At 57.2% G+C, this 14,460-nt stretch carries 12 protein-coding genes; 8 read left to right on the top strand and 4 right to left on the bottom strand.

Going from position 1 to position 14,460, the window contains the following annotated elements:
* The first annotated feature begins 182 nt into the window (after positions 1-182).
* The 3 genes from katB (at position 183) to radA (ending at position 3,755) form a co-directional block, all read left to right on the top strand.
* Positions 183-1,724 carry a catalase KatB gene (gene katB, locus AC1RKH_RS17340; protein WP_493063615.1) on the top strand — a complete coding sequence of 514 codons (1,542 nt, stop codon included), beginning with the start codon at positions 183-185 and terminating at the stop codon, positions 1,722-1,724.
* 63 nt (positions 1,725-1,787) lie between these two features.
* Positions 1,788-2,342, top strand: coding sequence for an ankyrin repeat domain-containing protein (locus AC1RKH_RS17335; RefSeq protein ID WP_493063616.1), 555 nt, complete (start codon positions 1,788-1,790; stop codon positions 2,340-2,342).
* A gap of 45 nt (positions 2,343-2,387) precedes the next feature.
* Positions 2,388-3,755: a DNA repair protein RadA gene (radA, locus tag AC1RKH_RS17330; protein WP_019691594.1), complete on the top strand. Its 1,368-nt coding sequence runs from the start codon at positions 2,388-2,390 to the stop codon at positions 3,753-3,755.
* Positions 3,756-3,894: 139 nt separating this feature from the next.
* On the opposite strand, the gene AC1RKH_RS17325 is transcribed toward radA, so the two are convergent.
* Positions 3,895-4,296, bottom strand: a complete 402-nt coding sequence (locus tag AC1RKH_RS17325; RefSeq protein ID WP_493063617.1) for a PilZ domain-containing protein — start codon at positions 4,294-4,296, stop codon at positions 3,895-3,897.
* Positions 4,297-4,454: 158 nt separating this feature from the next.
* On the opposite strand from AC1RKH_RS17325, the gene AC1RKH_RS17320 reads away from it, so the two are divergent.
* The 5 genes from AC1RKH_RS17320 to lanM all read left to right on the top strand — a co-directional run bounded on the left by AC1RKH_RS17320 (position 4,455) and on the right by lanM (position 11,438).
* A complete protein-coding gene (locus tag AC1RKH_RS17320) occupies positions 4,455-6,521 on the top strand; it encodes a carbon starvation CstA family protein (protein WP_493184047.1) in 2,067 nt (688 codons plus the stop codon).
* Between the two features lie 15 nt (positions 6,522-6,536).
* A complete protein-coding gene (locus AC1RKH_RS17315) occupies positions 6,537-6,734 on the top strand; it encodes a YbdD/YjiX family protein (RefSeq protein ID WP_493138698.1) in 198 nt (65 codons plus the stop codon).
* Between the two features lie 154 nt (positions 6,735-6,888).
* Positions 6,889-7,860, top strand: a complete 972-nt coding sequence (yjiA, locus tag AC1RKH_RS17310) for a GTPase (protein WP_493064469.1) — start codon at positions 6,889-6,891, stop codon at positions 7,858-7,860.
* A 289-nt stretch (positions 7,861-8,149) separates the two neighbouring features.
* Positions 8,150-8,299, top strand: a complete 150-nt coding sequence (locus AC1RKH_RS17305; RefSeq protein WP_493064468.1) for a hypothetical protein — start codon at positions 8,150-8,152, stop codon at positions 8,297-8,299.
* 58 nt (positions 8,300-8,357) lie between these two features.
* Positions 8,358-11,438 carry a type 2 lanthipeptide synthetase LanM gene (gene lanM, locus AC1RKH_RS17300; RefSeq protein ID WP_493064467.1) on the top strand — a complete coding sequence of 1,027 codons (3,081 nt, stop codon included), beginning with the start codon at positions 8,358-8,360 and terminating at the stop codon, positions 11,436-11,438.
* Here the strand turns inward: lanM and AC1RKH_RS17295 are convergent.
* The 3 genes from AC1RKH_RS17295 to AC1RKH_RS17285 all read right to left on the bottom strand — a co-directional run bounded on the left by AC1RKH_RS17295 (position 11,401) and on the right by AC1RKH_RS17285 (position 14,254).
* On the bottom strand, positions 11,401-12,123 hold the full coding sequence (locus AC1RKH_RS17295; protein ID WP_493064466.1) for a GntR family transcriptional regulator: 723 nt from the start codon (positions 12,121-12,123) through the stop codon (positions 11,401-11,403). The two genes, lanM and AC1RKH_RS17295, sit on opposite strands and share 38 nt — an antisense overlap.
* 48 nt (positions 12,124-12,171) lie before the next feature.
* Positions 12,172-12,873 (bottom strand): FadR/GntR family transcriptional regulator, encoded by a 702-nt coding sequence (locus AC1RKH_RS17290; RefSeq protein WP_123423574.1) that lies wholly within the window; start codon positions 12,871-12,873, stop codon positions 12,172-12,174.
* 67 nt (positions 12,874-12,940) lie between these two features.
* On the bottom strand, positions 12,941-14,254 hold the full coding sequence (locus tag AC1RKH_RS17285; protein ID WP_493064465.1) for a C4-dicarboxylate transporter DctA: 1,314 nt from the start codon (positions 14,252-14,254) through the stop codon (positions 12,941-12,943).
* Positions 14,255-14,460 lie beyond the last annotated feature (206 nt).

Here is a 14,460-nt window from a genome sequence, read left to right as displayed (position 1 = left end):
GCTTACTGGCAAATAGTTTACAAAGTGCCATCAATCGCGCGTGAATACGCACCAACCCACTGATAGACCAGAAAAAACTCTCAATCGACGCATTGCGTTCTTTCTATTTATGTTTTGACTGCCTGGTCACTAGCCTCTGTTCGGCGCACCTGGATGCGCTACACAAAATCAGAGGAATTGACATGACCACCGCCATTATCCGAGAGGCTTTTCCCCATCGCCGTAAACTCGGCGTCTTGACCGCCAGCCTGCTGTCGTTCTCCGTTCACGCGACGACCTTGACCCGCGATAACGGCGCTGCCGTGGGCGACAACCAGAACTCACAGACCGCAGGGGCCACTGGCCCGGTGCTATTGCAGGACGTGCAACTGATCCAGAAGCTCCAGCGCTTCGACCGCGAACGCATCCCGGAGCGGGTTGTACACGCCCGCGGTACGGGTGCTCACGGTAGTTTCACCGTGACTGATGACCTCAGCGACCTGACCAAGGCCAAAGTCTTTGCCGCTGGCCAGACGACGCCAGTGTTTGTGCGTTTTTCCGCGGTGGTACACGGCAACCACTCCCCGGAAACCCTGCGCGACCCACGAGGCTTTGCCACCAAGTTCTACACTGCAGACGGTAATTGGGACCTGGTCGGCAATAACTTCCCGACCTTTTTCATCCGCGATGCGATCAAATTCCCGGACATGGTCCACGCCTTCAAGCCGGATCCGCGCACCAATCTGGATGATGACTCACGCCGGTTCGACTTCTTTTCCCATGTCCCGGAAGCCACTCGCACCCTGACCGAGTTGTATTCCAACTCCGGTACGCCGGCGAGTTACCGGGAAATGGACGGTAATGGAGTTCACGCCTATAAATTGGTGAATGCCAAAGGCGAAGTCAGTTATGTAAAGTTTCATTGGAAAAGTTTGCAGGGTATTAATAATCTCGACCCGCAAGCCGTTACCAACGTTCAGGGTCAAGACTACAGTCATATGACCAATGACTTGGTGGCTCATATTAATAAAGGCGACTTTCCAAAGTGGGATTTGTACATTCAGGTTCTAAAACCGCAAGACGTGTACAAGTTTGACTTCGATCCATTGGATGCTACCAAGATCTGGCCGGGTATCCCTGAGCGAAAAGTTGGACAAATGGTGCTCAATCGTAATCCTGCGAATGTCTTTCAGGAAACCGAACAAGTTGCCATGGCACCGGCCAATCTAGTTCCGGGAATCGAACCTTCGGAAGATCGTTTGTTGCAAGGTCGAGTGTTCTCTTATGCCGATACGCAACTGTATCGCCTGGGCGCCAATGCGTTGCAGTTACCGATCAATGCGCCAAAAACAACGGTGAACAACGGTAATCAGGACGGTGCGATGAACGCCGGTCACAGCAGCGGTGGTGTGAACTATCAGCCGAGTCGTCTGGAGTCGCGTGAGGAACCTCAAGCGGCACGCTACAGCCAGTCGGCGCTGTCGGGTACGACCCAGCAGGCGAAGATCCAGCGCGAGCAAAACTTCAAGCAGGCCGGTGATCTGTATCGCTCGTTCAGCAAGAAGGAGCGCAGCGACCTGATCGAAAGTTTTGGTGGCTCGCTGGCCACCACGGATGACGAAAGCAAGCACATCATTCTGTCCTTCCTTTATAAGGCTGACCCTGAATACGGCACTGGCGTGACCAAGGTCGCCAAGGGGGATCTGAGTCGCGTCAAGACGCTCGCGGACAAACTGGTCGACTGATCGTCATTGTCTCAACCGGTTCTCGCACGACTCAGTGTTGTGCGAGAACCCAGGAGCTGTGCCATGCGAATCTATCTTTACCTGTTTCTGGCCAGCCTGGCGTTCAGCGTTTACGCAGAGCCAGGTGCCGACCTCACCAAGGATCCGGTAGCGCTCAAGGCGCAATTGCAGGATTACTACTTCGACGCCGCCCGTCGCGGCGACGTGCCGATGCTCGAGACGTTCATCGAGGCGGGCTATTCCCTCGATACTCGCGACAGCAAGGGTTACACCGCTTTGATCCTGGCGGCTTACCACGGTCAGTCTGCGGCGGTAGAGCGTTTGCTCGGCGCCGGGGCTAATGCCTGTTCCCAGGACCTGCGTGGCAACACGGCGCTGATGGGGGCGATCTTCAAGGGCGAAGTGCAAATCGCCCGACGTCTGTTGGCGACCGATTGCAGCCCGGACCAACGTAATGGCGTGGGCCAGACAGCGGCGATGTATGCGGGCCTGTTCAAACGAGTCGAGTTGCTCGACGCGTTGGCAGCCAAGGGCGCCGACCTGAATGCCGAGGATCCGTTGGGCAACAGCGCCGCGCGTCTGGCCGAGGGCGAAATCCGTACCGCGGCGCCGCGCTGATTGTGTCCAGCTGAGCTATCATCGCGGTTTTTTCCGGGAGTTCAGATGGCCAAGGCAAAGCGCATGTACGGCTGCACCGAGTGCGGCTCGACCTTCCCCAAGTGGGCCGGCCAATGCGGTGAATGCGGGGCCTGGAACACCCTGACCGAAACCCTGGTGGAAAGTGGCGGTGCCGCAGCCCCCAGCGGTCGCACTGGCTGGGCCGGGCAGCAGGCGCAGATCAAGACGCTGGCCGAAGTCAGCGTCGAAGAGATTCCACGTTTCTCCACCGCGTCCGGTGAGCTGGACCGCGTGCTCGGTGGCGGTCTGGTCGACGGCTCGGTGGTGCTGATCGGCGGTGATCCGGGTATCGGCAAGTCGACCATCCTCCTGCAAACCCTCTGCAACCTCGCGACCCGCATGCCGGCGCTCTACGTCACGGGGGAAGAATCCCAGCAGCAAGTGGCCATGCGCGCTCGACGTCTGGGCTTGCCGCAAGATCAACTGCGGGTCATGACCGAAACCTGCATCGAAACCATCATTGCCACGGCCCGGGTGGAAAAACCCAAGGTCATGGTGATCGACTCGATCCAGACGATTTTCACCGAGCAACTGCAATCGGCGCCGGGCGGCGTGTCGCAGGTTCGCGAAAGCGCGGCGTTGCTGGTGCGTTATGCGAAACAAAGCGGCACGGCGATTTTCCTCGTTGGCCACGTGACTAAAGAAGGTGCATTGGCTGGGCCAAGAGTGCTGGAGCACATGGTCGATACGGTGCTGTATTTCGAAGGCGAGTCTGATGGACGCTTGCGTCTGCTGCGGGCGGTGAAAAACCGTTTTGGTGCCGTCAATGAATTGGGCGTGTTCGGTATGACCGACAAGGGCCTGAAGGAAGTCTCAAACCCTTCGGCGATTTTCCTCACGCGTGCGCAGGAAGAAGTACCGGGCAGCGTGGTGATGGCGACGTGGGAAGGCACGCGACCAATGCTGGTGGAAGTTCAGGCACTGGTGGACGACAGCCACCTGGCCAACCCGCGCCGTGTGACCCTGGGCCTGGATCAGAATCGTCTGGCCATGCTGTTGGCGGTGTTGCACCGCCACGGCGGTATTCCGACCCACGACCAGGACGTCTTTCTCAACGTGGTCGGTGGGGTCAAGGTGCTGGAAACGGCGTCCGACCTGGCGTTGATGGCGGCCGTGATGTCCAGCCTGCGCAATCGGCCATTGCCTCACGATCTGCTGGTGTTTGGTGAGGTCGGCTTGTCCGGTGAGGTGCGGCCGGTGCCAAGTGGTCAGGAACGCTTGAAGGAAGCCGCCAAGCACGGCTTCAAACGCGCGATCGTGCCCAAGGGCAATGCGCCGAAAGAAGCGCCTGCCGGTTTGCGGATCATCGCGGTGACCCGACTGGAACAGGCACTCGACGCACTATTTGAATAAGCACAATCCCTGGACGCCCTAATCGAATAAACACAGCCCTCGTAGGAGCTGCCGCAGGCTGCGATCTTTTGATGTGTAGCATCAGTCGAATCGCTGAAGATCAAAAGATCGCAGCCTGCGGCAGCTCCTACGAGAGCGGTCAGAGGTCGGTCAGAGGTCGGTCAGAGGTCGGCCAGAGGTCGATCAGCGCGCCCAGCTCCCGTTCAAGTTCGGCGTGATCACCCGTATTGAGTTCGACCAGCCGTCGCAGGCTGCTGACGGACTCCAGGCCTATGTACCGACAGACGAAGCCCAGCTGGTGGTTATTGTCATGGGACAGTTGCACGTCCATGCGGATCTCGGTGTCCTTGCTCAAGTGAATGTCGACCGAGAACATCTTCTCCTTGTCCCCAAGCCACGGCTCGGGACGTTCGATCAACAAGCCCTTGAGTGACAGGTCGAGCAATTTCACCGGCCAGCGATGCTCGCCTTGGCTGAGCTCGGTTCTGGCATCGAATGCAATGCGTTTGAAGCGGCGGCGATTGGCGGGGTGGTCCCTCATGGCGCAATCCTCTGGGTGTTCGCTGACTATAGACCCGCATCTGCACAGGCTGCCACTGTCGGTATGACTCTAGACCTATGTCGGGGTATGGTCTTTGGCGCCAGTAGCGCTAAACTCGGGGTGGCTGTCTTTTTTGTCCACTCTGGCTGGAATCAAAAATGAAAAATAATAATAGCCTGCTACGCCACTTACCTTGGCTGGTGCTGGCAGTCGTAGGCGCATGCGCCTTGGGAGTTGTGGCCTTGCGCCGCGGCGAGGCGATCAACGCCTTGTGGATTGTGGTCGCGGCAGTCGCCATATATCTGGTTGCGTACCGTTACTACAGTCTGTTCATCGCTAACAATGTGATGCAGCTCGATCCACTGCGAGCTACCCCCGCAGTGCTCAACAACGATGGTCTGGACTATGTGCCGACCAACAAACACATCCTTTTCGGTCACCACTTCGCCGCCATCGCGGGCGCCGGGCCATTGGTCGGCCCAGTACTGGCGGCGCAGATGGGCTATTTGCCCGGTACGCTCTGGCTGATCGCCGGTGTAGTGCTGGCCGGTGCCGTTCAGGATTTCATGGTCCTGTTCATGTCGACCCGCCGCAATGGCCGTTCCCTGGGCGACATGGTCCGTGAAGAAATGGGCCGTATCCCCGGGACCATCGCGCTGTTTGGCTGCTTCCTGATCATGATCATCATCCTCGCGGTGCTGGCGCTGATCGTGGTCAAGGCCCTGGCCGAAAGTCCGTGGGGCATTTTCACGGTGATGGCGACCATCCCGATCGCGATGTTCATGGGCGTGTACATGCGCTACATCCGCCCGGGCCGCATCGGTGAAATCTCCATCGTCGGTGTGCTGCTGTTGCTCGGTTCGATCTGGCTCGGTGGGCAGATTGCCGCTGATCCGGTCTGGGCCAAGGCGTTCAGCTTCACCGGGATCCAGATCACCTGGATGCTGATCGGCTACGGTTTCGTTGCCGCGGTACTGCCGGTCTGGCTGATCCTGGCGCCACGCGACTACCTGTCGACCTTCCTCAAGATCGGCACCATCGTTGCTTTGGCGATCGGCATCCTGATCACCATGCCCGAGCTGAAAATGCCGGCACTGACCCAGTTCATCGATGGCACCGGGCCGGTGTGGAAGGGCGGGCTGTTCCCGTTCCTGTTCATCACCATCGCCTGTGGCGCGGTCTCCGGTTTCCACGCGCTGATCGCTTCGGGGACAACGCCCAAGCTGTTGGCCAGCGAAAGTCATGCCCGTTACATCGGTTACGGCGGCATGCTGATGGAATCCTTCGTGGCCATCATGGCGATGGTTGCCGCTTCGGTGATCGAACCGGGCGTGTACTTCGCGATGAACAGCCCGGCGGCGATCGTCGGCGGTGATGTGATGCAAGTTGCGCAAACCGTCAGCAGTTGGGGCTTTGCGATCACCCCGGAAGCCCTGCAAGCGGTGGCCAGGGACATCGGTGAAACCACCGTCCTGGCTCGCGCCGGCGGTGCGCCGACCCTGGCGGTCGGTATCGCGCAGATCCTGCACAGTGTTCTGCCGGGTGAAAACACCATGGCGTTCTGGTACCACTTCGCGATCCTGTTCGAAGCGCTGTTCATCCTGACCGCGGTCGACGCCGGCACCCGTGCCGGGCGTTTCATGCTGCAGGACTTGCTCGGCTCCTTTGTGCCAGCGCTCAGGCGCACGGAATCCTGGACTGCGAACCTGATCGCGACCGGTGGTTGCGTAGCGATGTGGGGTTACCTGCTGTACCAGGGCGTGATCGACCCGCTGGGTGGCATCAACACCTTGTGGCCGCTGTTCGGTATCTCCAACCAGATGCTGGCCGGTATCGCGCTGATGCTTGGCACCGTTGTGCTGATCAAAATGAAACGCCAACGCTACATCTGGGTGACCTTGCTGCCAGCGGCATGGCTGCTGATCTGCACCACCACCGCCGGTTTCATCAAGCTGTTCGACGCCAACCCGGCGATCGGCTTCCTGTCGCTGGCGAAAAAATACAGCGATGCCCTGGCCAACGGTCAGATCCTCGCACCGGCCAAGGACATCACGCAGATGCAGCACGTGATCTACAACGCCTACACCAACGCGACACTGACGGCGCTGTTTCTGTTCGTGGTCTTCAGCATCCTGTTCTATGCGCTCAAGGTCGGCATTTCCGCCTGGGGCAGCAAGGAACGCACGGATAAAGAATCGCCATTCCAGGCTGTTCCGGACGCGTAATCGAGGATTGCAACTATGTTCAATGACCTGAGTCGCCTCGGTAAATACCTCGGTCAGGCCGCGCGCCTGATGGTCGGCATGCCCGACTACGACACCTACGTCGAGCATATGCAAACCCAACACCCGGACAAACCGGTGATGAGCTACGAGGCGTTCTTTCGGGAACGCCAGGAGGCTCGTTACGGTGGCAAGGGTGGGCCGAAGTGCTGTTGACCCGGCTGCCGGGTTAACGCGATCCCTGTGGGAGCGAGCCTGCTCGCGATGACGGTCTTGTATTCAACATTCGTGTTGACTGACAGTCCGCCATCGCGAGCAGGCTCGCTCCCACATTTGTTTTGTGTTCCTTCAGTCATCAGGAGTACTGCCTTTGCCCTCTCCCATTCCGGTAACAGTCCTCAGTGGCTTTCTCGGCGCCGGCAAAACCACGTTGCTGCGCCACCTGCTCAAAGCCGAGCACGGCCTGAAAATTGCCGTGATCGAAAACGAATTCAGCGACGCCGGCATCGACACCCAGCTACTGGGCGATGAGCCGGTGCAAGTCATGACGCTGTCCAACGGCTGCGTCTGCTGCACCATTCACACCGACCTGACCAAAGCCCTGTACCTGTTACTCGAGCGCCTGGACAGCGGTGAAATCGCCTTCGACCGTCTGGTGATCGAATGCACCGGCCTGGCCGATCCGGCGCCGGTGGCGCAAACCTTTTTTATCGATGAAGAGCTGCGCGAGCGCTACATCCTCGACGGCATCATCACCCTGGTCGATGCGGCTCACGCCGAGCAGCACCTGACCCAGACCATCGCTCAGGCGCAGATCGGTTTTGCCGACCGCTTGCTGGTGAGCAAGCGCGATCTGGTCGACGAGGCGACGTTTAACGCTCTGAGCGAACGTCTGACCCGGATCAATCGTCGCGCGCCGATCCGCGTGGTCGAACACGGCAAGATCGATCTGGCCGAGTTGCTCGATGTGCGTGGCTTCAATCTCAACGCCGACCTCGGCGGCGGTGTAAGCCTGCGCCCGGTGAGCAAGGCGCCTTCCATCGACCGCATCTCCAGCCTGGTGCTGCGTACCGACAAAGCGCTGGATATCGACAAGCTCAGCGAGTTCATGAACGAACTGCTGGAAGACCACGGCAAGCAACTGCTGCGCTACAAAGGTGTTCTGAATATTGTCGATGAACCTCGGCGCATGGTGTTTCAGGGCGTGCTGAAGTTGTATGGTTTTGACTGGGACACCGAGTGGGCCGAAGACGAAGCGCGCGAGAGCGTGATCGTGTTTATCGCCGATGAATTGCCGGAAGAAAAGATCCGCGAGGGGTTTGCACGAGTGGCCGCGGACTGAAAGGGCAGTGCCCGTTACATTGGGCGCTCTTTGCTTAATGGTCGTTGCAATGATGACTGAAGGTTTCTTGTTGAAGCGCTGAATTAATGTTTCTTCCTGTTGTTGTGGGAGGTTAAATTTTTACTGCATGTTTTGATCGCGATGGGTGGCTGTTTCTGGTTTGTCTTGAGGGGGCGGAGAGGGTTGTAAGTTACATTTGGTTTGGCTTTTAAAGTTCCATTATTCGACGCAAGTGATACTGTTTTTTGACGCCGATGATGGCGTCAACTTGTTTAGTCTGGAGAGTTATATGAAAGAGCAAATCATGGATCTGTCGGGTGAATTCGACGCGGAATTTGAAGCCTACGTGAAAGCGGGCGACAACCAGGTCGCAGGCGCAGAGGTTATGGCGACCACCGTGTCGTGCGGCACTCTGGGCTGCACCGTTATCGGCTGCTAAGCAGGTAGTCATATATGGCGGGTCGATGACTCGCCATATTCGTTATAGGTGTCATCAAATGTTGGCTGATGTACTGACGTTTCAAGAACGTGAAGCCGCGGGAGCAGGCACGTCGATAGATGTAGACCTGTTGCGCAAGGCTATTGAACAACTGCATAAAAATGATAACGCCCTCCTGCATTATTTTGGTCTGGATCGACAGCATCTGGTCCAGCGAATTGAAAGCAAAAACAGATCTTCCGGGTGGTCCAAAGAATCACCGGTGATAGTATCTTTGAAACATGAAGTTGGCATTATCGAGTCGCTGTCACTGGGTGGGCAGACGGAAGAAGCCGATCAGGAAAATTTTTATTGGTTTTATTATCGTTTTTACTGTTACTTCAAGAAGCGCTTTGAGGAAAATCGGCGATACCTTGCAGTTTGCAATTGCGCCAGCGTTGAAAGTTTGCTGTCGAGTGTCAAGCCTTACGTCATTGCAGGCGTCAAACGTTTATCGGAAAAGTCTCTTGTCCATGCGCTGAACACGCGGATATCCGAAGAGGCCGATCTGGATCTGGAGACCTTCAATCAGCAATTGAAAACCGGGTTAACAGGCACGGTTCTGAAGTCGTATCCGGTTCTGACCCGTCTGTTGATCGAGCAGATCAAGAGCACGGTAGCGTATCTGTACAAGGTCGTTTTTCATTTTGCCGACGATGCTGACCTTCTTCAGCGAACATTTTTGCTGTCCTGCAAGCGGATTGACGCGATTAATCTCGGGTTGGGTGATCCCCATGCCGATGGGGAAACGGTCTGTTCAATACAGGTCGGTCATAAATCACTGGTCTACAAGCCTCGGAGCAACCATGAGGCGTTGTTCTATAACGCTCTGCTCAAGCTACTTCATGAGCGCACTGGCGATGACTGTTTTGCTGTCTACGCGCCGGTAACTCTATCCAGGGTGGGGCGTTGCTGGATCGAAAAAATCGAGAATCTGCCCTGCGAGACAGAGGCCGACCTGCCGTTGTTCTATCGGCGGATGGGTGCACAGATTGCGGTCGTTCACGCCTTGAACGGCATCGACTTTCACTACGAAAACATTATTGCCTGCGGTAGCAGTCCGGTGATGATCGATCTGGAGTGTCTGTTCACGGCCGCCATGGTTGATCTGAAAATCAACCTTCCACACACCAGTGCATTGTTCAAAACCCTCAAGCGCAATAGCCAGTCGGTCTTCTCGACCGGTTTTGTCGCTTATTCGCCAGACGCCGACAATGACACCAGCGGCCTGACTCGGCAGAAAACATTCATTTCGAAAAAAAAGCATCTGATTCGTGAACAAGGTTTTTATCGGTTGAAGCCGCTCAGGATCGACAGAGCTCCCGTGATCAGACACCTGCCGCTCTTCAAGGGGGAGCCGCGTTCAGTCGATGAATATCAGGATGTTTTTTTTCAAGGGTTCGAAGATGCCTACGATGAGGTAACGAAGCATAGCGAAGCGGTACAGGAGCTGATTACCCTGCATGTCAGCCAGCTGAAAACCCGCGTACTGATAAAAAACACTCAGCGCTACGCCGATTTCATCGAGCTGTCCCTTCATCCGCGCTTTATGCAGTGCATGGTTCAGCGTGAGTTGTTGCTGGCGACGTTGTGGTCGGAATTGAACGAGACGCTCACCGGCCATCATCTCCCGCGGTATGAGCTGAATGAGCTTCAGAAGGCGAACATTCCTTGTTTTACCATGCCGATCGGTTCAAGCCAGATAGTCGGTGCCGCAGGCGTGGAGTTGACGCTACTGGCTATCGAAACGCCCTTCGACAGTTGCCGGCGCAAGCTGAGGGCGCTGTCGCCCGACGACAAGGCCTTTCAGAAGTACATACTTCGAGAATGCCTGTTTCCTGTTTCCAATGATGCTTTGCCCTTGAACCGCAAGCATCGGTTTATCGGTGCGCCGGGCCTGACCACGCCGCAGTACCTTGACGGTGCGGTGATTATCGCAAGGATGATCGAGCAGTTGCGTATCAAAGGTGAGGAGGGAGATGTGGGGTGGATGTTCTTGAATACTCATCCACGGACCCGGCGCAAATACATCTCTGCGATGGGCAACAGCCTGTACAACGGCATGGGCGGGCTCGCGGTTTTTTACTTGAGTCTCTTCCGGGTCAGTGGCCAGAAACATTACAGGGACAAGGCTGATGAGATCCTGCGTTCGATGGCCAGGTCCCATGGGCATTTTGATAGTGACATGACGGTCAGCGCCTATTTCGGGCTGGCGTCCTATGTTTACGTCCTGGTCAATTATCAGCGAGTGACAGGGCAAGGAAATCACCAGCGGACCATTGACGAGTTACTCGCCAAACTCGCCAACTTCCCACGTGCGGATGACGAGTTCGACTTCCTCAATGGCTGGTGCGGTACGGTGACAATGCTAGCGAATCTCTATCTGCTGGAGAAGCGCGCGACGCTACTGCCCCTCATCGAAACACTCACCGATACCATCAAGTCCTGCCTGTCGTACGAAGACGGAACGTTTGTCCACACAGCCACTCGAGCGCCGCTGCTGACGGGGTTCTCCCATGGCATGTCCGGCGTCCTCCATGCGCTTGCCAAGGTGTATGAGATCACTCAGGACCCGTCGCTCATTGCGTTGATCACGCAGTTACTAGAGGCCGAAAATCGTCTCACCGTCCAAGGCTTCTGGCTCGATCTGCGTGATCCCTCCCAGCAGGGTTATATGAATAAATGGTGCCACGGGGACGCAGGTATTTTGATCTCCCGACTACAGCTGACCAAAGCGCTGGGAAACGCCTTGAGCAATGATGTGAGGACGGTGATCAACGCTGATATCAGAACCTGCGAAAACAATATCTGGGGTCATGGCCTGGGAAGCGGTTACAGCCTGTGCCATGGTGATTTCGGGAACCTGGTGTGCTTGTTGGATCTGTACCGTCGTGACGCAAACGGGCTCGGTGTCGCCCGTGTCTTGCAGGCGTTTTCAGAGGCTGCGCATAACTTCTTCAGTGAGAGCTTCATCGGTGAAGACAGCATTCCCGATCTCGGGATGATGCTGGGCATAACCGGTGTCGGTCAGGCATTGCTTCATGCCCTGGATGCAAGCTTGCCTAATGTTCTGTCTCTGGAGCTCCAGGGCGCGGCATAAGCAGTGTCTGTTCCAGATGATCCAGATGCTCGGTCATCAACCCTTCGGCAGCCTTGGCATCTCCGCGCTCCACCGCCTCGACAATCGCCGCATGCTCCTGCCACGCACAATGACTGCACGACTGTTCTTCGTTGCAGGCGATAGCCAGTGAAGTCAGCGGCACCAGGCTTCCGAGGAATTGGGCCAGCGGTGCATTGCCGGCGACTTGCGCGAGTTGCAGATGGAACTCACCCGACAGGCGAATCGCCGACCCGCGTTGGTTTTGTTCGATGCAGCGGCGTTCGCGGTCGATCAGTTCGCGTAACTGCGGCAGGTGCCGGGAAGTTGGTTGTTGGCAGGCCAGTCGCACCAGGGTGGTTTCTGTCAGCCTTCGGGCGTGGAGTATCTGGCGAGTTTGTTCGGCATCGGGGGCCGCGACTTGCGGGCGATGATTGGGCCGCAGGATGACCACCTGCTGATGGGACAACCGCGCCAGTACCTCGCGGATGATACTGCGGCTGACACCGAATGCCTGGCCAAGGCTTTCTTCGGTGAAACGGCTGGCCGGGGCAATGCGTTGTTCGAGAATGGCGTCGAAAATCTGCGGATAGATGTCGTCGACGCAACGCTTCTTTTCGCTCTGGCGGCGCAGGGGCAGGGCGGCAGAAATCGAGAAAACGGGATTCTTCAAGGCGTAGGAACTCATGGCCTGTCTCCAGTCCGGTTGCCGATAGGGTTTTTTCTACTACAGCTATTAGCCCAGATTGTCGTCCGGGATGTTCAGTTCAATGCCCATGCGTTTCCCTTCCTGAAGGATGTGCCGGCGCATTTCGGCGCTGGCCAGGGCGCTGTTTTTGCTGCGGATCGCACGCACTACGGTTTCGTTTTCTTCCAGGCGCTCGGCCAAATGCTCCGGCGAATTGCGCAGCATCTCGGCGCTCTGTTTGAGCGCGTTGCTGGTTTGCTGCACGACGTTCTGGAAGATCGGGTTCGAGGTCAGGGTGAACAGCTCTTCGTGGAAGTCGATGTAGGCGTTCATCCCGGCTTCGCTGTCATTGGCTTCGAGGGCTTCGCGCATGTCCATCAGCGTCAGGCGCAGTTGGCCGATTTCCTTGCTGCTGATGGATTGGGCAACCAGCCCGACAATGAACGGTTCGAGGGTGTAACGCAGTTGCAGTACATCCTCCAGGCTGGCGCCGGCCACGCCACTGTCAGTGGTTGGCGCATCATCGAGGCTGGCTTCCAGTACCACCACGCCCTTGCCGGGCATGGAACGCACCAGGCCGAGGGTCTCCAGCACAATTACCGCTTCACGCAGGCTCGGCCGACTGATGCCCAGTTGTTCAGCCAGTTCGCGTTGCCCCGGCAACATATCGCCAGAGCGCCACTGCCCACGCGCCAACGCGGCGCGAAGCTTTTGAACCACTGAATTTACAACTGTTGACGAGGTGATCACTGTTCGCTCCATGAGAGTCGGTAAGGCGTTGGTTATTGTGCCTGCCAATGACAGGCACAAGGTTGGGTCAAAACTCTTGCTGATGCGCCGGTGGTGGGGCTTTACGCGGCTGGAAGGTGTAACCCTGCTCGCCGGACAGTACCTTGTTGGCACGCTGGACATCGATGTCTTTTTCCCAGCGGGCGATGGCCACGGTGGCGACACAGTTACCGATCAGGTTGGTCAGTGCCCGGCCGATGCCCATGAACCAGTCCACCGCGAGTACCAGCACCAGACCTACCACCGGAATCGCCGGGATCGCAGTCAGGGTCGCCGCCAGAATCACCAGTGCCGAGCCTGGAATGCCGTGGGCGCCTTTGGAGGTGATCAGCGAGACCAGCAGGATCGTCAGCAAATCGGTCATGGCCAGCGGCGTACCGGTGGCATTGGCGATGAACACGATGGCCAGGGTCAGGTAGATCGAAAAACCATCGAGGTTGAATGAGTATCCGGTGGGAATCACCAGGCCCACTGTCGAACTGCCGATGCCCAGGTGCTCAAGTTTGCGCATGATTTGTGGCAGCACGGCGTCGGAGGAGGCGGTGCCCAGAACGATCAGCAACTCTTCGCGCAGGTACTTGAGAAACGGCAGCATCCGCAGGCCGGACAGACGCATCACCAAACCGAGGACCAGTGACACGAACACCGCACACGTCAGGTAGAACAAACCGATCAGACTGCCCAGGTGTTGCAGAGAATCCAGGCCATATTTGCTGGTGGTGAAGGCAATCGCACCGAACACACCAATTGGTGCCAGACGCACGATCATGCCCATGATGCGGAAGATCACATGGCTGAGCTCGTTGATCAGTCGCGAGATGCCCGAAGCCGCCTCACCTACCAGGTTCAGCGCGCTGCCGAACAACACCGAAAACAGCAGCACTTGCAGGATGTTGTTGTCGGCGAATGCTCCAATCACCGAGGTCGGAATCAGATCCATCAGGAACTGGGTGGTAGTGTGCATGTGCTGGCCACGCTGGGCGATGTCACCCATGTCGGCGGCGGAAAGCTGCTCCAGATGAATATTCGCACCACTGCCGATGCCGGTGCTGAACGCGAACACCAGACCGATCACCAAGGCGATAGTGGTCAGCACTTCGAAGTAAATCACCGATTTGAGGCCGATGCGCCCGACCTTTTTCAGATCGCCAGCGCCGGAAATGCCGCTGACTACCACGCAGAACACGATCAGGCCGATGAGCATTTTGATCAGTTTGATGAAGCCGTCGCCGAGAGGTTTTAGCTGGGCGGAGTATTCGGGAAGGACCAGTCCGCAGATGATGCCAAGCACCAGTCCAAGGACAACTTGAAGGAAAATTGAGCGCGAGCACCATCTGAGCATGGGAGGAATCCTGGTGAGTGTCCTGGGTGCTGTGCGCTGTGCGCATCAGATTCAGGACTTAATTATTGTGGTCTTACCGGTATGTCCAGTGCAGGCGCAGTTTAGGCTCGAATTTGGCAGAGTTACAAGAGGGTAGGTGAAAATTGGCATGACCGGTCTGACCGGTGGCCAAAGCCGGGCTGCAAGGAGCCGCAGGCGAAAAAAAA

The sequence above is a fragment of the Pseudomonas sp. GW822-FHT06B12 genome, from assembly GCF_058799675.1.
The sequence above is the reverse complement of the archived record's forward strand: the minus strand, read 5'-3'. Positions and strand labels throughout refer to the sequence as shown.